The organism is Pseudomonadota bacterium (assembly GCA_013285445.1).
Taxonomy (GTDB): Bacteria; Pseudomonadota; Gammaproteobacteria; order Xanthomonadales; family Wenzhouxiangellaceae; genus Wenzhouxiangella.
On the sequence record CP053448.1, the window covers coordinates 113,163 to 129,696 of the forward strand.

Here is a 16,534-nt window from a genome sequence, read left to right on the forward strand (position 1 = left end):
GGGTTTGCCGCCCTGGAGCTTTCCGGCGTTCGGTTGAACCCATTGTTAGGGGCGGCTACTGACGATAAACTAAAGATAGTACAAAACTTTGGAGGCCACATGACCGCTGAGCCCCTGGAGCGCCTGCGTTCTGAAATCCTGGCACTTTCCGAGGCCGAACGGGCAGAATTGGCCCATGACCTGATCAAGAGCCTCGATGCCCCCCGTGATGATGGGGTTGAAGATGCCTGGGACGGAGAAATATCCAGGCGAATCAATGAGATTGACGCCGGGCAAGCGGAACTAGTTGAGCGGGCCGCGTTTCGGGAAAGGATTCGCGCGAAACTAGAGCGCCAGTAGTGCCGAAGGTTCGAATTCTTCATCAAGCCGTCGAAGAAGCGGAAGCAGCGGCCACCCGGTACGAGCAAGAGCGACGGGGGCTTGGCGCCGAGTTTGCTCAGGCGATCGAAGCTGCCATTTGATGTTATAGAAGACGGCTTTCTGCCCCTTTCTCCTATGCCCGGAAACTCCGGCACTCTTGGAGCAAAAAGACTCATCCTTCGCCGTTTCCCATACGACATTATCGTCGTAGGCCGTGGCGATGAATTGATCATTGTGGCATTTGCTCATCACTCTCGAAAGCCTGGCTATTGGCGAGATCGTACCAGCCCCTAACGTCTATGCTAAGCAGCGCGGGTACGAAACCAATCCGGCGAAGCCGGCCCTGAAGTTACCCTGCGTCCGCTTGAGCATTTTGTTGGGCGGTTAGTCGGCATGATGCAACTCCTGCCGAAGTATCTCCCTTAGTTTGCCGGCAGTTAACGGTACATTCTCGTCGTTTAGGGCTGCCCGAAGTGCCTCATTAATCGCGGTCTGATAACCAATGCCTCTGGCTTCAGCCCGCGCCCGAAATGCCTCAATAATGTCGTTGTCAAGCATGATGGTGATGCGGGTCTTTCCGGGGGATTCTACGGCAGGGCCTCGTTTACCCTTGCTGAAGTCATACTCTTTACGCATGGTAGTTCCTCGCCTCGTTTCGGCTGGCTTTTCGCGCGGAAATGATTCGGATACGATCGTCCCGCGGGGTATGGACAACGACCAGAATTCGTCCCAAGGAATCTGCGCCAAGAGTCACGAAGCGGGGCTCACCTTCCGAATCGGGATCCTCAATCGTGATGCCAAGTGGATCCCGGAGCGCCTGCTCGGCGTGCGCAAAGCTGACGCGGTGTTTGCGGAGGTTAGATGCCGCCTTTTCCGGGTCGAATTCGATCTCCATGCGCCTAGTATGCATATAGTATGCATATCAGTCAACAGTGGCCAACGTCGATCCTAAGCGGCGCGGGCACAGAGCCAACCCGGCTTTGCCGGCCCGAAAGTTACCCCGCGTCCGCTTGAGCATTTTGTTGGGCCGCGATGCCTGCATGGAGTTGAATACCCAAGGCTCGAGTGACCTTTAGAATGGTTTCAAACTCGGGAGAGCGTTCGCCGGAAAGCGCCTTATACAAACTTTCTCGTGACAGGCCCGCGTCCCGGGCGACCCGGCTCATGCCTTTAGCCCGAGCGATGTCACCCAGGGCTTTAGCAATGAATGCGGCGTCTGCCTCTGGGTCTTCGAAACATGCTTCGAGATACGCTTCGATCTCTTCGTCAGTGCGAAGATGCTCGGCTACGTCAAATTCAGAGGTTCGCGTTTTGCTCATGGCTGGTTACAACTCCTGAGCCAATGAAATGGCCCGCTTGATATCACGACTTTGGGACTTTTTGGTTCCTCCGGCAAGAAGAATGACTACTGAATCTCCCTGCCGGGTCAGATAGACCCGATACCCAGGGCCATAGTCGACTCTCGGCTCGGAAACTCCGCTACCGACAGACTTCACAATCACCAAAATTCCCAAGTGACAGTCGCCGAAGCCGGACGAGAATCCGGGCCTTGGCCCGAGCATCCCGCAAACCATCCAACCAGTCGGCAAATACCTTGGTTTTCCTTACCTCTACCACCAGCCTAGTGTAGCCTTGTGGCTACATCTTGTCAATCTGCTTATTTTGAGGCCCAACGAATAGCTAAGCAGCGGCCCGACAGGGCCGTCCGGTGGACGGCCGCAAGGCCGGGAACGAACTTGAGCGCCTGGTTAGGCGCGTCATGGAGAGGGCAACGACTGATCTTGCGGCTTGCCTTGGTTTTCGGATGGCTTCCGGGGAACAAGACAAATGACACCAGAAACCACTCCGAAAAGGAAGACAAGAATGCCAAGCCAGCCCACTATGGTCGCGTTGTGGGCAATGCGTACAAACTCCACCAGTTCTGGTCTGCCAGAAAACGTCGCGGCGAAGCCGAAGCCCCCCAACGCCAGCAGGCAGCCGCCGATAATGGGAAATAGAGGCCAGAATCGCCGAATGCCGGCTGCCCATCCAACAAGGAAAACGGCAACTCCACACCAAAAGAGCCCCGAGGCGATGCGGGAATGAAACGCAACGCTTGCCATCAGCTCTGGCGTCGGGTCCTGGTATCCCCATGCTCCGCCATAGAAGAGCTTATACAAGGATCCCGCAACTACGATCAGCACACCGCCAACAATCAGAAGTAGGGGCCAGAATCGCTGCATAGTGTTCGTCCGCCTAACAGCCAATTATGTGCTCGTCTCCGAAATATGTCATAGCGCATGCGCAAGCCAATAGGTCATGATGGCCAAGAAGCCGAAGAGCAAAACGAATTGGGGCACTGCTGTCTTGTACTTGAGCGACCAAGCTGAACAGACCGCGCCTAGTATTCCCAAGGGTCCGAACATGTTGACGCCGAAGATCGCTCGGCTTTCACAGTCAAGCCCCATTAACCTACCAGAGCAAAAACCGGAGAACGGCCAAGCGGCCAGGCCAAGCAGGACGATCGATGCCAGGACCTCGATCCAAGCCAATACTTTAAGCATTTCGATTTGCACCCTAGACACATAACGTCTGAGCTAAGCGGCGCGGCGTTAGCCGCGTCCGGTGGAGGCCCGTAGGGCCGGAGCGAACTTGAGCGACTTGTTATGCGGCTATGCCTTCTACTTGCAAATGGCTAATATCGGTCCGCTGGCTAGCATGCTCAAAGGTAATCGCGCAAACGTTGCCGTCTGAGTCCAGGTCAAGGAGAGTGTTCTCATCAAGATCCCGGGTTTCCGAAATCTCCCTGCCTTGGAACTCGATGTAAAGCGTATCCGTGTCTTCAAAATACTGGACTTTCATGGCCTAAATCCTCGATCGAAGAATGCATTATGGACCGTCTGACGGTCCGCAAGCAAAACTACCCGGAGATATCGCCCTCCAGCCTCCGGAATTCGGGCCCACCTTCGAACTCGCCCGTCTGATTGGATATGCTCTTGCTCCGGGCGTTCCACTGCCCGCTCAATCCACTCGTCCCGTATTCCGGCACGATCTGGGCGATTTCGAGTGGTCTCAAAGTAGCGTGTGGTTTTCATGCCTTCAGTCTTGTGGCCGCATAACGCTGCGCATCAGGCGCGCGCGTTAGCGCGTCGCTCTGCATGCGCTTGTTAGACAGCCTGCTGTTGCCATTGCCCGACATTGACGCCTTTGACCAACAACCAGAGTAGTAGTGCCAATTCGGACAAATGAGTCACGATAAGAAACGGATTGCTCCATAGCGTGCGCTCGGTCCCGGGTAAGAAAAAAGCTTGAAAGAAGAGGACGAGATACCCAAGACTGCCCACCATCAGCAATGCGCCCAGAAACCGGGGGAGAAAACCGGATTTGAAGACCAGGTACCCCAGAGGAATCAGCCACAAGCCGAAGAAAATCGCCGCAACCAGAGTTCCGAATCGGTGCAAGTTCAAAAACAACTCCACCTGCTCTTGCAGCTGGCTCGACGCCGCGAGGAATGCGGCGAACAGGTAGCCTTGACTGAGCATGTAGATAGGAACGGAAGCCAAGACGAGTCCGAGCATAGCCATCGCACTCGTTTTGTCGACAGACCGAAGAAGTCTGTAGAGGAGTAGCGCATAGAACAGCCAAGCGACCATCATGATCAGACTGCCGGCGATTCCCAGGCGGAACAGCGCTTCGGACGCCACGATCTTGCTCGACGTTGCCGCCAGATCCTCCCGGACGATCAGGCGCGACGCCACGAAACCCGCGAAGGAACCACTCGCAAGCACGAGAACTCCTACGAGACCAGCTACCCTCGCATGAACAAGTGGGGAGGCCCCAATCAATTGCGACTCTTCAGCGTTCACGGTCATAGCCTGTGTCCTTTCAAGGGGCGGGTGGCTGCCTAACCGTCTGAGCTAAGCGGCGCGGCTTTAGCCGCGTCCGTGTTGAACCGGTTGTTAGGCGACATCCACGTACTCGACATGGCTGCTAGGAGGGGGAATGGGCTCCCCGTCCTCCCTCATACCATCAAGGTGAAATTCGATGGCCTCCCGAATTTGCCTTTCAACTTCCTCAATTGTTGCACCGGTAGCAATACAGCCAGGCAAGTCTGGGACATATGCCGAATAGTTGTTCTCTGCTTTTTCGATGACGATTGCATACTTCATAGCTGCACCTATTTCCAGCCGGCCTGTTTGTAAATGCTGTCTACTGTTCCGACAGTCAAATCGTCGCCAGGTTTTCCAGGCACTGTAACGCGCCCAGGTTTCGAGGGATGCTTGAATTGGCGATGGCTACCTCGCGTCGAGTGGTGATACCAGCCATCTTCCTTCAGTTTTCGCAGAATATCACGTACCTTCATCTACTTCGAATACCCCGCCATAAGCCCTGCATTTGTTCGCCTAACGTCTGAGCTAAGCGGCGCAGCTTTAGCTGCGTCTGGTGGAGGCCCGGAGGGCCGGAACGTACTTGAGCGACTTGTTAGCTGTGGAAGGGGCATTCTCCGCCAGAGCGCCCCCGCCACTGGGCGAAGCCCGCCCCAGTTCTCGACTGGCAGAAAGCCGGACGCCGCTGCGACCTTTCCGGTTAAAAGCGACGAAGGCATAGCCCTCCGGACTGCACGCCAGGAATCGGCAGCGATGAGGCCGGCTACTACTCCCGAGCTTGAAAACTTGCGCGGCACCCGTGGCACGGCGTGAGCTACCAACGGCCCCGCTCTGGCCGTTCTTCGGGGCAGATCTACAAATACTCATTCCAACAGCTAACGTCTGAGCTAAGCGGCGCGGCGTTAGCCGCGTCCGGTGGAGCGCGAAGCGCGGAACGAACTTGAGCGCTTTGTTAGCTTTCAGCGCTCTAATCTCTCGCCAGCTTGCTGCGCCGAAGCCTTTGCTCACTGCGCATGACGTGCAAAATGTATACGCGACCCTGTACTTTGTCGTGCCGATAGATGATGCGGCATGGGGGCTCGATAATCTGACGGTAACGCCACCCATCAAATTCCTGGGGTTTCGAGCCACTGTCCGGGTGTGCTTCTAGTTGATCCACATGCTCGAAAATTCGCACAACGAGCTTCTTTGCCGCCGCCGGATTCTCAAGTGCTATGTAATCTGCAATAGCATCCAAGTCTGCCAGCGCTGGGTCAGACCAAATTACTTCAGCCATCGGGCCATCTTGGCCTTGGCTTGATCGTTCGAGACGGTACGCCCCTCATCCACAGCGTGCTCTCCCCGGGCTATCCCTTCCAACAGCTTCATCCTGGCCTGGAGCCCTTCGTAGCTATCTACATCAATGAGATACGCCGAAGGCAGTCCATGCTGCGTGATCAGAATTGGCTCCTTATCCTTCGCCAATTCCGACAGCAGATCTGTGGCTTTTCGTTTCAGAGTCGTGACAAGTTCAGTTCGCATACAGTGATACTAAAGTATCATATCGCTAAATGCAAGCACCCTGAAAGCTAACGTCTGAGCTAAGCGGCGCGGCTTTAGCCGCGTCCGGTGGAGGCCCGAAGGGCCGGAACGTACTTGAGCGACTTGTTAGGCAAAGCTATAGCCGCAGCTTCGAATAGACTCCCTCTACAGAGCATTTTTCACGTCCGACATGAAGCTCTCCATAGCCGGTGGCATTCAACCTTAGGACCGCATCTTCGCCAAGAGCCAAACTAAGACAAGAGGAGGTTTTTATGAATAGCTGCTGCCCATCTACCTCATACCAATCATCTTCTTCCCGAGTAACACTGATAGAGTATGTTCCTGGGTCTTGGTCAGAGGCGCCATACACGGCTATAACGTCGCATTTCTCACCGGCATCTAGGAATACGATCTCGCCTGAATAGCCTCGCATTCTCAGGAACGAGTCCTCGTAATAAACGTACTCGTAGCAATAGCGCGTATGAATAAAGGTGTCCTCCCCGTCAATCTTGTATAGATTACTCCCCTTCCGAGTGACGCTAATTTCGTAGTTTTCGGCATGCAGGCTAGTTACAAAAAGCAGGATGCATGTGGCGAAAATGATGTGTGCTGATTTCATAGGTATCCCCTTGCCTAACGCTTGGGTTAACCGGCGCCGCCCCCGAACTCGCCCGGCTATGCCGCCCCGGAGCTTTCCGGCGTCCGGTTGAACCCTTTGTTAGGTGCCGGCGCGCCCCGCAGGAGGCCCTCAGTGCTGAGGTCCTCGTCGAGGTCCGGCCAGTGAATGCCGTAACCACCGCCACAGATTTGCCAATTTGAGAGTTCGGCTACCGAGGCGTGGGCAAGCCGCGGATACCACTCTATTGGCACGGAGATTCGACGGCCATCCTTAAGGCCGACAATCAGGAATTCCTCGGTAAATTCAACCGAGTCCACCCGCTCATCGGCGTTAAGCGCCAAAGTACCCATTCCAAGCCTCCAGAAGTGACTGTTGATTAGATTCTACAACACCTCGGATTCTCCGGAGTTCGTGCGCCGGGAATCCCAAGTTTCTCGCAAGGGCGACCGGCTCTAGCCAAAACTTGGCAGAACAGGCGTCGCGATCCACATGTACATGGGGTGGTTCGCCAGGTTCATGGCTATACCAGAAGAAACGATAGGGCCCCTCTCTGAGAACTGTTGGCACCAAAACCTCCCTATTCGTGCACCTAACGCTTTGCTTTGCGGCGTGCCGGAGCGCAGCGTAGGCACGTCCGGCAACAGCTACTTGTTAGCAGCGTGGATCAGCAACCCAATAGCTGCCAGTTGTTTCGATAGCTGTCAGGATCTTCAACTGGGATACGAAATACCCGCATGTTTGAATCTTTCCTTCCCGAATCTCCGTCTAGCCAAAATTCATGCTGCCATTTGACATATTTTGCAACTACTTTGCTTTCAACGAGGAAAAACGATGGAAGCTCATCCTCCTCTTGAAGGTTTACAAAGCAATACACTAGGTTTTCATCAACTAGGGCCTCATGCTTTTTTGACATCGTCCATGAGTAGAAATAACCGTCTCCAAAAAGACGAGCTTTGTTAGGTTTCGAAGTAGAAGTCTTAACTTCAACCTTATAGAGACGATTCAAATCTTGATTTGTAACGAGAATGTCGACACCCTTCGTATTTCCTAGTGTCAGTGTGGCAACTAGCCCTTTTCTCGTAAGCTGTGCCAGCGTGAAATACTCACCAGCCAACCCCGTTTGCGATTTATCCATATGTCCTCTAGCTGCTAACGACCAAGCTCACCCGACGAAAACCGCATCGCGGTTTTTGGTCGGGTGAAGCGCCTGGTTATGTTCCATTTTTAACGTTTTCATGATCTCGATGGTGCAAATGACGCGGCCCATTCAAGGAATAGCCCAGCTGCCTTATCCAGGCTTCCATAGGATCGCGTGTCTTGATTCTTGCCTCGGACTGACCAAGGCCGCTGCCGTTTTCTTCGATTTTCTTCGTGTAGCTCGCCATCTAACTCGACCACAAAATCGTAGGTAAATTCCTCATAATCAATTGATACATCTGAGCCCTTCATAGGCTTCCCGTTTTTAAATCGCCTGTGCAGGCTTAGGCAATTATCATCAGATTCAACATGCCATCCAAGGGCTGATAAGGCGTCCATCTCTTTTTCGGAAAGATCATTAATTGATTCATAGCGCGTGACCTGCTCGGCATCGGGATTCCATTCGACTGCGGATATATCATTTTCTTCTTGTAGTATCGTGATTTTTTCAATCACGAATGACTTCACTGCATTAGAAGTGAAACAACGTGCACGTACTTTTCCGTTCTTAATGCTTATAGGTGCCACGTCCCTCATAGCGCCAGGCTGGCTGCCGCCACTGTAAACAACTTTCAATACCTCGCCGGCTTCGATTGCTTCCCGTAATCGTGCCTCAGTGTTCATTATCTACCCCCTCCCTTGATGGAACATAACGTCTGAGCTAAGCGGCGCAGCTTTAGCTGCGTCCGGTGGAGGCCCGAAGGGCCGGAACGTACTTGAGCGATTTGTTAGGTTTCTTTTGGATGTCCATCTGCATCGAAATGCTCCTTCGCTACAGTTTCCGCGAGTTCGGCCAGCTTACGCTCGATTTCTAGCGATATATCGCGGATTAGAATGCGGACCTGCATCAGCTCGTCCGCTGAACATTTGAGCGGCGGGATGACCTCAATCGCGGAAGGTTGTCCGCCGAGAGTGATTGGTCTGTTTTTTCGAGCGGCAATATCTGTATGAGCGTACACTTCGTTCCTCAGGTCGAGCAGATGTCTGTGTAGCTGCTTCTGCTCGGTATCCAACACCCTCAGTATCCGCTTCGGAAACTTGGGCCAGCCGCGACTTTCCGTAAAGGGCCTACTGTAGGAAATAACCATTGAGGTTACGTAGGCGGCCTGGTGCAAATAGTCTTGCCAGGAACCCTCCCAAGGCTCTAAATACCATCCCTTGGACTGTAAGTGATCCGCATAGAAGGCGGCCTGACTTAAATCCTGCTGACCAGCATAGAGAAGCGCATATGTTTGCTGGGCGTTCCTTTCGGCCGGATCCATATCTTTCATGGAAACCTAACGCTGACCATCAATTGCGCGAGGCACGAGCGTCAATTGCATGGTTTGGTTATGTAGTTAGCCGATTTGTCTAATCCAGTCCTGAAGGTGCATCTGTAATCGCGCCCCCTCCTCCGCAGGTAGCTCATTAGTGTGGGCAATCACATTTCGTGTTCGCTCGCAGTCACTAACCCGACTGGCTACCCACGCTTGATCTGGAAAGAAATCCCCAAACACCTCCCAGTTGTTCGTGATCAGATTACCTAGATCCCCGAAATCTAGGTAGAAAATAGGGTGCTCATTTCTTCCTGTATGCCACTGATTCTTCTCTTCACTACTTTTTCTTCTTTCATATTTATCCTTCATTCCCTTCGTTGCTCTTTTTTCAAACCAATTTTCACCATCGATGTCAATGAACGTGTTTATTATGAACTCTCTGACGAGGTTTTCAAAAACGTACAGCATTCGATAATATCGTTGCATCGACAACGAACCTTGGCGTATTGTTTCGGAAGCTGAGACGAATAGATCGTGATCTTTTTTCTCTTGATCATTGTAGATTGGGGTGCGTAAGAGGCCGCTCGTTTGCAGGTCGCGGACGCAATATGAGGCAAACAACCCCTTTAGCAGAAAGTCATTGGCATCTTTAATCATCATCCTAGCTCTTCTTTCATAGCTTTAAATATCGCGCGATACGTTTCGATATTCTGAGTATCAGGCAAATGTATTTCTAGGCGATAGACTAAGCCCACAGTCCCTCCGAAACCTCCACCTCCATCATCACCATTTGACCCGGGTGGTGGCGGTGATTCCCCGCCATGACCACTTTCTGGCTTTGCTCCTGGATGTGTTGGCGCCTCTTTCGGTTCCTTTGTGAAGTCGGCATAAGAAGCAAGCCCCTTGAATGTCGCAGCCATCTTATAGGCAACGGCATCACCCTTTCCGGTCTTAGATCGAAACCAACCTTTCAATTCTTCAACTGATTTCTCGTGTGCTTTCTTGTGACTAAGGTAAAGGTCGTCGTATGCCGCTTTGAGCCTCTGAGCTAGCACCGACTTTGTTTTCGTATGATCGACAAAATCTCGATAGCTTTTCTGAGGCCGTCCAGACGCATCAAGCATACCGAGGTACTTGAGGACCTTGATAATCGACCTATCGTTGGAACTGGTAAACCCTAGATCCCTTAGAAACTCATAGGAAAAGCTCTCTGGAACGGCCGCATGTTGCGCAGCATCCAAAATGGCATGGAGATTCTTGTTCGATGGCATGTACGGAACATTAACGTCCACTGTGTTCTCCTTCTTCTACATTCTACATAACGTCTGAGCTAAGCGGCGCAGCTTTAGCTGCGTCCGGTGGAGGCCCGAAGGGCCGGAACGTACTGGAGCGACTTGTTAGGCTAGAGTTTCTATTAACAACCAAATTGAAAACCCAACCCCGGTCGGCATAAGGGATGCCAGCGCGAGCACACCTAAACAACCTGAAGCTTTGGATGGCGCTTTCGAACTAATAGAGGACTTCGGGGAAGGCTTCGCAAGCCCGAACTCTGTTTTAATCTCACTTGAAGCGGCCTTATAGGCTGCCGTTCGATTGCTGCCTCCGGTGTAGGTGAAGCCCTCCGGCGACGTCCACTGGCCGAACCATATGAGGTCTTCTCCCCGATAGCGACGAATGGACTGAATAACCTTCTCGTCGTCGGAAAGCCGATTGGCAATTGAAACGAGTTTGGGATCGCTTGGATGTTGAGCTGGTGCAGTATCGGAGGCGCCCGTTAGTTCTCTGTATACTCGGAAAGTAAACCACAGGGCCAAATCAGCCTCTCGCCCTGGTTTAGCTAATTCACCGAATACAAGCTCAAACAGCCTTTTCTTCCCGACATATCGTGTCGATTCTACACCGAAGTATTCCGCGAAGCCTCTATGACGTTTTGTGGCTGGTTTGTCTCGGTCCTCATGTATGGATAATAGGTCGCTTACTTCGCGCATCGTAGCGTCCGCGGGAACATCAATCCCTACACCTCTGGCGTACTGCAACTGACGCTCAGTTGGCGGTGGAGGGGGCACCAGCTCGATACTGCTGGGCTTCGTCCCATCCTCAAGGGCTTTGATCTTGGCTTCGTCTTCATTTCGCCCCTCATACGTCCGGGTTCTCTTCCGGCCCGTTTCGATTCCAGTTCCCGTAATCCGATATGTCGGCATAAGGATCCTTGAGCCTAACGTCTGAGCTAAGCGGCGCGGCTTTAGCCGCGTCCGGTGGAGGCCCGAAGGGCCGGAACGTACTTGAGCGACTTGTTATACGCAGCAATCATCTTTGCTCGCACGATATCAGCTCTCGTCATTCGCGCACATCCAAAAAAGGCCGGCTACTAGGAGTATCCCTATCCACTGAGCGAGCAGGAGTAAAACGTCTACGGTAGCGTAAGCATCCCCGGTGGGATTGGCAGGGGAGAATATAAAGCTATACCCGTAGTTCATCACAACGCCGTTCCCTCTTAAGAAATGGAAAGGTGGGAACAAAAGGGTTACCGCAATTGCCACAGCGGTAAGGATTAGCAAGGTTTTCTTAACTGGCTTCATCTGGCCTCCCATTTGGCATTGCGGCTAATTGTCACAGACAGACAACGTATAACGCCGCGCTCTGCGGCAAATTTGTAGCGCAGCGTAAAATTTGTCCGCCAGCAGCGCTTTGTTATACGCTTGCTGATTTCATGGCTAAGGCCATGCCCGCCACAAGACAAGTATGATAATTAGACAGAAACCGCTTTCGATGTTTATCTGGGTTTAACTCAAAGTCCAATAGCTGTTTTCCAGCACCTGCTGGTGAAGGTATCAATCCATCAGATTCTTGTGCACCAATCAGTAATGCATAAAAGCTGTCTTCTTGCTGTTTTTTATTTATACACTGAGACACCATAAGAAGTTCAGATACGATATCCCAATTTTCTTGATCAGCGAAAATTTTCAACCACGCCGGAACCCAAACATTAAGGTACTCAAGCGAGTTTTTACTAAATCTATCAGTTCCTTTTCTTCCAAAATCTGAAAGATAAAACACATCATGGGTAATGGCATACGCAATATCATTAGACATGACCCAAGGTTCTGGACATTTATAAAACCAGCAATCTTTATCAGCGACCTCAGGCATGCTGTTGATTCCTAGACTCTCAGCTGCATGAAGGAGATCAAGTTTACGCCAATAGGGAAACTCTAAGCCTTTACAACTATCAGTAGAAATCAAATGCAATACAAGTTTTTCAAGCCTATCATTGGTGCAGCCAAATTCTTTAAAATTTGCATATAGTGATGACAGGACTATTAAGTCCGGTCTAGCCGCCAGAGCATTGAGAAGCACCTCACCGTCACTAACGGCATCCCATGCTCGCGAAATAAACCTTTCACACTCGCCTTTTCTGTATCCGTAACTGTGGAATATTTCAAACGTAAGAACGAGCTCACCCAGAGGCTTTAAAGCACCTAAAGTCACTTCAATGTTATCCGTCTGAGGTAGTTGGAATTGATGATAGTTTTCTTCAATCCAATTAAAAATGGCTCTTCACTGAATCGTGTGGGTGGCGTTCATTTCTGGACCGCCGCCGGGTAGAGGTCGAGGCCACCCAGGTGAAAGTAGATGGCAGCCTTGAACCGCTCCTTGTTCCGGAAGCCCCGGGCATCACGCTTGATTTTCTGGATCTTCGTGTTGAAGCCCTCGGCCCGGGCGTTGGTTGCACCGGTCACCACAGCCGTCACGATGCCCTCAAGATGACGCTTGACCATTCTGGCGACCTTCTTGATCGGTTCCAGGCGCGATCGGATGGCCCAGCCATACCAGCTCATCCAGGCCTTGCGCGCCCAGCCTCGGCGCTTGTAGCCCCACAAGCACATCGCGTGGGTCTTGATCGCCCAGGCCCGGGCCGTCTTCAGGTTGGCGGCCTTGAGTTCCTTGAGGCGGCTCCAGTTCGTGTCGGTCATGTTGTCGGGATGCTGCAGCCACAGGTAGCGGCTCTTGCTCAGAAGCGAGCCACCTTCAGCGGCCAGCAGGGCCTTGTGTTCACTGCGGCGAACCTTGTCGACGGCGTCGCCGAGATGCTGGGCGACGTGGAACTTGTCAAAGGCGATCTTGTGCGCAGCACCCGGCACATGCGCCATCGTGGCGTCAATGAACGGGCCCCACATGTCCATGGTGACCGTGCGCAGGCCGGCCAGCGTTTCAGCCGGTTGCTCGACGTACCAAGCCCCCAGCGTCTCGCGCTTGCGGTCGTCAGCCACATGCAGCACCCGATCGCCACTGCTGATCACGGTCACATACTGGTGCCGACGTTGAAACGCCGTCTCATCAATGCCGATCGAGTCCGGAAAGGCCTGGCCGCGACGCGCCAGGCCGCGCGCCACCGCACGCTCCTGGACACCGCTGACCGCCGACCAGCTCAAACCCAGCTGCTCGGCCACCTCCGAAATCGTGCCAATCTTGAGCCAGTCAATCACCAAAGCCTCAAACAGCGCGGTCAGCCGAGAGTTGCTCTCCGCCCAAGGCACCGGGACTTGGTGAACGCCGTGCTCCGGACACCGAACGCGCGGCACTTGCGCGACCAGCCAGGTCTTGTACTGGCAGGTATCCAAGTGTCGCCACTTGCGCTCACGGGTGTCGTAGCCCGGGCAGCGCTGCGCGCACTTCGGACAGGCCAAGCCCTCTCCGGAATGTCGGATATGGACGGTCACACCGGCTGCCGGCAGGTCGACTTGCACTTCAGAAACCTCCCACGGCGTCTGGATACCCAAAATCTGACGGTAAAGCTCGCGGTCGTGCATGGGACTGGACTCTCAGCAGGGCCAGCCCGTAGGCTATCCGAACCGGTCAGCCCACACAAAACCGGGAAGAGTCTCTATAATAATGCTCACTTGGTAAATCAATTGCTGAATATACTTCTTCATTCTCAATATAATTGAAGTAGCAGACGAGATCGAGATTTTCGCGCTCTCTTGGCCCATACTTTTTCGTTAAATTGATACTGCGTTTTACGCACCGCTCGACAATTTCTTCCAATGTCACTTTCTTGGGTGTGTATTCCGTGAGCAGATCAGAATATCGCTTTGCCCGTTTTGCTTTTTCTAATGCTTTGACATACTCATCGTGCCGTTTTCTTCCAGACTGCATTACTTCCTTGATCTGGAAATTGTAATCCCGAATGCGAACGTCTATCGGCTCCTCGGCAGGCAGCAACTCCGAAACTTCAAACTGCTCACCGAGAGATAGTAGAAGCGTCATTACAACGTGGCATTCTCGATGAAACTTATTCTCGTCACTCCAGAATTTCACAGATTCTTCGAGTGATCGGACTCTCTCGGCCCTCCATTCCGGCATATTCTCGATATCATTCATAACGATTAGCTAAGCGGCGCGCGTAAGCGCGTCCGGTGGAGGCCGAAGGCCGGAACGTACTTGAGCGACTTGTTAGGCATAGGGGCTGGGACCCGTTGGGATCTTACCCCTTATGGAGGCAAGTTCGATTGACGTAATGAAATCCCTAAACTCCTTAAGGGCAGCTCTTGCGGTTAAATCGTGGCCCTCCATGCGGAAACGTAAATCCTTGTTTGCTGTATCTACATCGGTCACCGAAAGCTCGCCCCATATTGGCTTAGTTTCTTCCTTCCGGTTCCAACGAGGAAGTTCCTGCTTCGCAAATGGCATCCTAAGCCGCTTCAGGTAGCGTTTGATTTCAAGAATGCGCGACCTAAGGTCACTATCGAAGCAGTCCCCATGCTGGGACATCGTCCTCACCACTTCATAAGCCCCAAGAACCCATAGCCAAAACAGGCCGTAGGCTTCGTTGAAACAGCCGCCCTGAATGTGGGTTCCCTGGATCCCTTCCTCAAGCACAGCCTCGATTCGTGTCGCTGTCTGCTCTAAAAACTTAACCTGCACTTGCGTATATATTGAGAACGCAAGCAGCGGGTCCTGCTCCAATATCTCCAGTATTTTGTCTTCTTCGGACTGTGACATCCAAGCAATGCCTAACCGTCTGAGCTAAGCGGCGCGGCTTTAGCCGCGTCCGGTGGAGGCCCGAAGGGCCGGAACGTACTTGAGCGACTTGTTAGCTGTGGAAGGGGAATTCTCCGCAAAAGCGCCCCAGCTGCTGAGTGAAACCCGCCCCAGTTTTCGACGGGCAGGAAGCCGGACGCCGCTGCGACCTTTCCACGCAGAAGCGGCGAACACGCAACCCGCCGGACTGCTCACCAAGAAGTGGCAGCGCCAAGCCGGGCTAGTAAGTCCGCACTCGGAAGCAGCCCCAGCGCCCGTGGCACGGCTGCAGCTACCAACTGCCTCACTCTGGCCGTTCTCCCATGCAGATCTAAAAATACTCATTCCAACAGCTAACGTCTGAGCTAAGCGGCGCGGCTTTAGCCGCGTCCGGTGGAGGCCCGTAGGGCCGGAACGTACTTGAGCGACTTGTTAGTTTTCGTCTTCATCTCTAAAGCCCAACAAACTTTGTATCTTCCTTACTCTCGCGTTGACTTGCTGAATTGATTCGTCTGCTTCGTCGCCCATCTCATGCATGTGCGTTGAGAGCGCTCTCAGATGGATAGCCGCGTCCTCGATATCCTCTTCTGGCGGCAACGCTCGGAGCGCGAGCCGCCTAAATGGGCCTCCATTGGGCAGGAGCTCGAGCATAGATAGTAGGTTCGCACTCACTTCTCGAAGCGCTCTTGCGGCTTCAGTAGACCGTTCGTCGTTCCTCGAAATTGGGGTATGGATAACGGGAGCAAAGAACGAAAGCACGTATCTGACTTGTGAAATCTGTCTTCGTAGCTCGTCGATTGGGTCGATATAGCGCTTGGATAGCAGTTCCCCGACCACATACAGGATTGTCCCGCCTATAAGCGTCGCGAATGCGGTGTAGAGAATTTGCTCCCATTCACTCATTGGAGAAAACTAACGTTTAGCGTAACCGGCCGGCTTTGGAGCGCCAGCGGAAAAGCCGGTCCGTGTTGACGCTTTTGTTAGGCCGCTGCCGCTGCCAATCGAATGCGTCGGTTTCGTGAATTGATGAATTCTACTGTGTCATCACGATAATCCCTATACTCCTTGACAGTCTTCGGTACTGGCGAGCTCCGAAAGTTATCATACGGCTTGGAAAGCTTTACCTCGCTTCCGACTACAAGATCCTGCAATAGAAAGAACTCTACATATCCATCAAAGTCAGCGAAGAGCGCAAAAAAGTCAGAATACCGTTGGAGAGGATCGCTTAATGGACTCTCTTCCCCCGCATAGTGCCTCCGTATGCATTCCAAGGTAAGATCAAATCGGTCCTTAATTAACGGGTGGAATCCGCGGGCACCGTTAATCGTCATTTTCCGATGGATTTTGTTGCCTGGAAATAACATCATTCCACCTATCGTGTAGCCTATCTTGTTGAAGACCTCGATTTCGTTTTCCGGGACCAGCGACCTTATCTCTGGGATTTTCCGAAAGGATGGAATGACAGTATCACTAGCCAGGGAAAACTTTCCTAAGTCTGATTCGTGATACAGATAACAACCAGCTTTTGAGTCGCTCAGTTCAAAAATCGCTCCTCCAGGTAAAGGTTTACTCCACAGAAGCTTGTGGTAGCGACGAAGTGTCGGGCTGGCTGCGTCCGGATCTCTTCCTTCAGGTGTATCGGCTCGGAAGTCAAACGTGATATCGATTTCATCTTTCATAGTTACTACGCGCGC

General features: G+C 52.7%; 27 protein-coding genes and 1 pseudogene. 1 reads left to right on the forward strand and 27 read right to left on the reverse strand.

Annotated elements, in window-relative coordinates; all coding sequences use genetic code 11:
* Nucleotides 1-99: 99 nt before the first annotated feature.
* Nucleotides 100-339: an addiction module protein gene (locus tag HND55_00600; protein QKK01270.1), complete on the forward strand. Its 240-nt coding sequence runs from the start codon at nt 100-102 to the stop codon at nt 337-339.
* A gap of 405 nt (nt 340-744) precedes the next feature.
* On the opposite strand, the gene HND55_00605 is transcribed toward HND55_00600, so the two are convergent.
* The 27 genes and pseudogenes from HND55_00605 to HND55_00735 all read right to left on the reverse strand — a co-directional run bounded on the left by HND55_00605 (nt 745) and on the right by HND55_00735 (nt 16,519).
* Nucleotides 745-996: a CopG family transcriptional regulator gene (locus tag HND55_00605; GenBank protein QKK01271.1), complete on the reverse strand. Its 252-nt coding sequence runs from the start codon at nt 994-996 to the stop codon at nt 745-747.
* Nucleotides 989-1,255, reverse strand: coding sequence for a BrnT family toxin (locus HND55_00610; GenBank protein QKK01272.1), 267 nt, complete (start codon nt 1,253-1,255; stop codon nt 989-991). Before HND55_00610 ends, HND55_00605 begins: the two co-directional genes overlap by 8 nt.
* A gap of 100 nt (nt 1,256-1,355) precedes the next feature.
* Complete coding sequence (locus tag HND55_00615) at nt 1,356-1,679, reverse strand: putative addiction module antidote protein (GenBank protein QKK01273.1); 324 nt, start codon at nt 1,677-1,679, stop codon at nt 1,356-1,358.
* 6 nt (nt 1,680-1,685) lie between these two features.
* Nucleotides 1,686-1,977, reverse strand: a pseudogene (locus tag HND55_00620) (type II toxin-antitoxin system RelE/ParE family toxin).
* Nucleotides 1,978-2,117: 140 nt separating this feature from the next.
* Nucleotides 2,118-2,582 (reverse strand): hypothetical protein, encoded by a 465-nt coding sequence (locus tag HND55_00625; GenBank protein QKK01274.1) that lies wholly within the window; start codon nt 2,580-2,582, stop codon nt 2,118-2,120.
* Nucleotides 2,583-2,630: 48 nt separating this feature from the next.
* Nucleotides 2,631-2,915 (reverse strand): hypothetical protein, encoded by a 285-nt coding sequence (locus HND55_00630; GenBank protein ID QKK01275.1) that lies wholly within the window; start codon nt 2,913-2,915, stop codon nt 2,631-2,633.
* An 88-nt stretch (nt 2,916-3,003) separates the two neighbouring features.
* The gene (locus tag HND55_00635; GenBank protein QKK01276.1) at nt 3,004-3,201 is read right to left on the reverse strand and encodes a DUF2283 domain-containing protein; all 198 of its coding nucleotides are present in this window, start codon (nt 3,199-3,201) and stop codon (nt 3,004-3,006) included.
* A complete protein-coding gene (locus HND55_00640; GenBank protein ID QKK01277.1) occupies nt 3,198-3,434 on the reverse strand; it encodes a hypothetical protein in 237 nt (78 codons plus the stop codon). Before HND55_00640 ends, HND55_00635 begins: the two co-directional genes overlap by 4 nt.
* 72 nt (nt 3,435-3,506) lie before the next feature.
* Entirely contained in the window at nt 3,507-4,205 is a 699-nt protein-coding gene (locus HND55_00645; GenBank protein QKK01278.1) for a DUF4386 domain-containing protein, read from the reverse strand.
* 93 nt (nt 4,206-4,298) lie between these two features.
* The gene (locus HND55_00650) at nt 4,299-4,508 is read right to left on the reverse strand and encodes a type II toxin-antitoxin system HicB family antitoxin (protein QKK01279.1); all 210 of its coding nucleotides are present in this window, start codon (nt 4,506-4,508) and stop codon (nt 4,299-4,301) included.
* An 8-nt stretch (nt 4,509-4,516) separates the two neighbouring features.
* Nucleotides 4,517-4,702 (reverse strand): addiction module toxin, HicA family, encoded by a 186-nt coding sequence (locus tag HND55_00655; protein QKK01280.1) that lies wholly within the window; start codon nt 4,700-4,702, stop codon nt 4,517-4,519.
* Between the two features lie 491 nt (nt 4,703-5,193).
* Nucleotides 5,194-5,502: a type II toxin-antitoxin system RelE/ParE family toxin gene (locus HND55_00660; protein ID QKK01281.1), complete on the reverse strand. Its 309-nt coding sequence runs from the start codon at nt 5,500-5,502 to the stop codon at nt 5,194-5,196.
* Nucleotides 5,490-5,747 (reverse strand): type II toxin-antitoxin system Phd/YefM family antitoxin, encoded by a 258-nt coding sequence (locus HND55_00665; protein QKK01282.1) that lies wholly within the window; start codon nt 5,745-5,747, stop codon nt 5,490-5,492. The genes HND55_00660 and HND55_00665 overlap by 13 nt, the downstream gene beginning before the upstream one ends.
* Before the next feature lie 675 nt (nt 5,748-6,422).
* Nucleotides 6,423-6,716 carry a DUF2442 domain-containing protein gene (locus HND55_00670; GenBank protein QKK01283.1) on the reverse strand — a complete coding sequence of 98 codons (294 nt, stop codon included), beginning with the start codon at nt 6,714-6,716 and terminating at the stop codon, nt 6,423-6,425.
* Entirely contained in the window at nt 6,697-6,933 is a 237-nt protein-coding gene (locus HND55_00675) for a DUF4160 domain-containing protein (GenBank protein ID QKK01284.1), read from the reverse strand. Before HND55_00675 ends, HND55_00670 begins: the two co-directional genes overlap by 20 nt.
* 97 nt (nt 6,934-7,030) lie before the next feature.
* A complete protein-coding gene (locus HND55_00680; GenBank protein QKK01285.1) occupies nt 7,031-7,501 on the reverse strand; it encodes an aspartate ammonia-lyase in 471 nt (156 codons plus the stop codon).
* A gap of 98 nt (nt 7,502-7,599) precedes the next feature.
* Nucleotides 7,600-8,187: a hypothetical protein gene (locus HND55_00685; protein QKK01286.1), complete on the reverse strand. Its 588-nt coding sequence runs from the start codon at nt 8,185-8,187 to the stop codon at nt 7,600-7,602.
* Between the two features lie 104 nt (nt 8,188-8,291).
* The gene (locus tag HND55_00690) at nt 8,292-8,834 is read right to left on the reverse strand and encodes a hypothetical protein (protein ID QKK01287.1); all 543 of its coding nucleotides are present in this window, start codon (nt 8,832-8,834) and stop codon (nt 8,292-8,294) included.
* A gap of 66 nt (nt 8,835-8,900) precedes the next feature.
* Nucleotides 8,901-9,479, reverse strand: a complete 579-nt coding sequence (locus HND55_00695) for a hypothetical protein (GenBank protein ID QKK01288.1) — start codon at nt 9,477-9,479, stop codon at nt 8,901-8,903.
* The gene (locus HND55_00700; GenBank protein QKK01289.1) at nt 9,476-10,090 is read right to left on the reverse strand and encodes a DUF5343 domain-containing protein; all 615 of its coding nucleotides are present in this window, start codon (nt 10,088-10,090) and stop codon (nt 9,476-9,478) included. Before HND55_00700 ends, HND55_00695 begins: the two co-directional genes overlap by 4 nt.
* Before the next feature lie 126 nt (nt 10,091-10,216).
* On the reverse strand, nt 10,217-10,807 hold the full coding sequence (locus HND55_00705) for a hypothetical protein (protein QKK01290.1): 591 nt from the start codon (nt 10,805-10,807) through the stop codon (nt 10,217-10,219).
* A gap of 703 nt (nt 10,808-11,510) precedes the next feature.
* Nucleotides 11,511-12,308: a hypothetical protein gene (locus HND55_00710; protein ID QKK01291.1), complete on the reverse strand. Its 798-nt coding sequence runs from the start codon at nt 12,306-12,308 to the stop codon at nt 11,511-11,513.
* Nucleotides 12,309-12,400: 92 nt separating this feature from the next.
* Nucleotides 12,401-13,630: an ISL3 family transposase gene (locus tag HND55_00715; protein ID QKK01292.1), complete on the reverse strand. Its 1,230-nt coding sequence runs from the start codon at nt 13,628-13,630 to the stop codon at nt 12,401-12,403.
* 46 nt (nt 13,631-13,676) lie between these two features.
* The gene (locus tag HND55_00720; GenBank protein QKK01293.1) at nt 13,677-14,201 is read right to left on the reverse strand and encodes a DUF1780 family protein; all 525 of its coding nucleotides are present in this window, start codon (nt 14,199-14,201) and stop codon (nt 13,677-13,679) included.
* Between the two features lie 72 nt (nt 14,202-14,273).
* Complete coding sequence (locus tag HND55_00725; protein QKK01294.1) at nt 14,274-14,822, reverse strand: hypothetical protein; 549 nt, start codon at nt 14,820-14,822, stop codon at nt 14,274-14,276.
* A gap of 450 nt (nt 14,823-15,272) precedes the next feature.
* Complete coding sequence (locus HND55_00730) at nt 15,273-15,743, reverse strand: hypothetical protein (GenBank protein ID QKK01295.1); 471 nt, start codon at nt 15,741-15,743, stop codon at nt 15,273-15,275.
* 77 nt (nt 15,744-15,820) lie between these two features.
* Entirely contained in the window at nt 15,821-16,519 is a 699-nt protein-coding gene (locus tag HND55_00735) for a hypothetical protein (GenBank protein ID QKK01296.1), read from the reverse strand.
* Between the last annotated feature and the right edge of the window lie 15 nt (nt 16,520-16,534).

Coding starts and splice junctions, on each gene's coding strand:
- HND55_00600 (QKK01270.1), top strand. CDS start 100: ATGACCGCTGAGCCCCTGGAGCGCCTGCGTTCTGAAATCCTGGCACTT.
- HND55_00605 (QKK01271.1), bottom strand. CDS start 996: ATGCGTAAAGAGTATGACTTCAGCAAGGGTAAACGAGGCCCTGCCGTA.
- HND55_00610 (QKK01272.1), bottom strand. CDS start 1,255: ATGGAGATCGAATTCGACCCGGAAAAGGCGGCATCTAACCTCCGCAAA.
- HND55_00615 (QKK01273.1), bottom strand. CDS start 1,679: ATGAGCAAAACGCGAACCTCTGAATTTGACGTAGCCGAGCATCTTCGC.
- HND55_00625 (QKK01274.1), bottom strand. CDS start 2,582: ATGCAGCGATTCTGGCCCCTACTTCTGATTGTTGGCGGTGTGCTGATC.
- HND55_00635 (QKK01276.1), bottom strand. CDS start 3,201: ATGAAAGTCCAGTATTTTGAAGACACGGATACGCTTTACATCGAGTTC.
- HND55_00640 (QKK01277.1), bottom strand. CDS start 3,434: ATGAAAACCACACGCTACTTTGAGACCACTCGAAATCGCCCAGATCGT.
- HND55_00650 (QKK01279.1), bottom strand. CDS start 4,508: ATGAAGTATGCAATCGTCATCGAAAAAGCAGAGAACAACTATTCGGCA.
- HND55_00655 (QKK01280.1), bottom strand. CDS start 4,702: ATGAAGGTACGTGATATTCTGCGAAAACTGAAGGAAGATGGCTGGTAT.
- HND55_00660 (QKK01281.1), bottom strand. CDS start 5,502: ATGGCTGAAGTAATTTGGTCTGACCCAGCGCTGGCAGACTTGGATGCT.
- HND55_00665 (QKK01282.1), bottom strand. CDS start 5,747: ATGCGAACTGAACTTGTCACGACTCTGAAACGAAAAGCCACAGATCTG.
- HND55_00670 (QKK01283.1), bottom strand. CDS start 6,716: ATGGGTACTTTGGCGCTTAACGCCGATGAGCGGGTGGACTCGGTTGAA.
- HND55_00680 (QKK01285.1), bottom strand. CDS start 7,501: ATGGATAAATCGCAAACGGGGTTGGCTGGTGAGTATTTCACGCTGGCA.
- HND55_00685 (QKK01286.1), bottom strand. CDS start 8,187: ATGAACACTGAGGCACGATTACGGGAAGCAATCGAAGCCGGCGAGGTA.
- HND55_00690 (QKK01287.1), bottom strand. CDS start 8,834: ATGAAAGATATGGATCCGGCCGAAAGGAACGCCCAGCAAACATATGCG.
- HND55_00695 (QKK01288.1), bottom strand. CDS start 9,479: ATGATGATTAAAGATGCCAATGACTTTCTGCTAAAGGGGTTGTTTGCC.
- HND55_00700 (QKK01289.1), bottom strand. CDS start 10,090: ATGCCATCGAACAAGAATCTCCATGCCATTTTGGATGCTGCGCAACAT.
- HND55_00705 (QKK01290.1), bottom strand. CDS start 10,807: ATGCGCGAAGTAAGCGACCTATTATCCATACATGAGGACCGAGACAAA.
- HND55_00715 (QKK01292.1), bottom strand. CDS start 13,630: ATGCACGACCGCGAGCTTTACCGTCAGATTTTGGGTATCCAGACGCCG.
- HND55_00720 (QKK01293.1), bottom strand. CDS start 14,201: ATGAATGATATCGAGAATATGCCGGAATGGAGGGCCGAGAGAGTCCGA.
- HND55_00725 (QKK01294.1), bottom strand. CDS start 14,822: ATGTCACAGTCCGAAGAAGACAAAATACTGGAGATATTGGAGCAGGAC.
- HND55_00730 (QKK01295.1), bottom strand. CDS start 15,743: ATGAGTGAATGGGAGCAAATTCTCTACACCGCATTCGCGACGCTTATA.
- HND55_00735 (QKK01296.1), bottom strand. CDS start 16,519: ATGAAAGATGAAATCGATATCACGTTTGACTTCCGAGCCGATACACCT.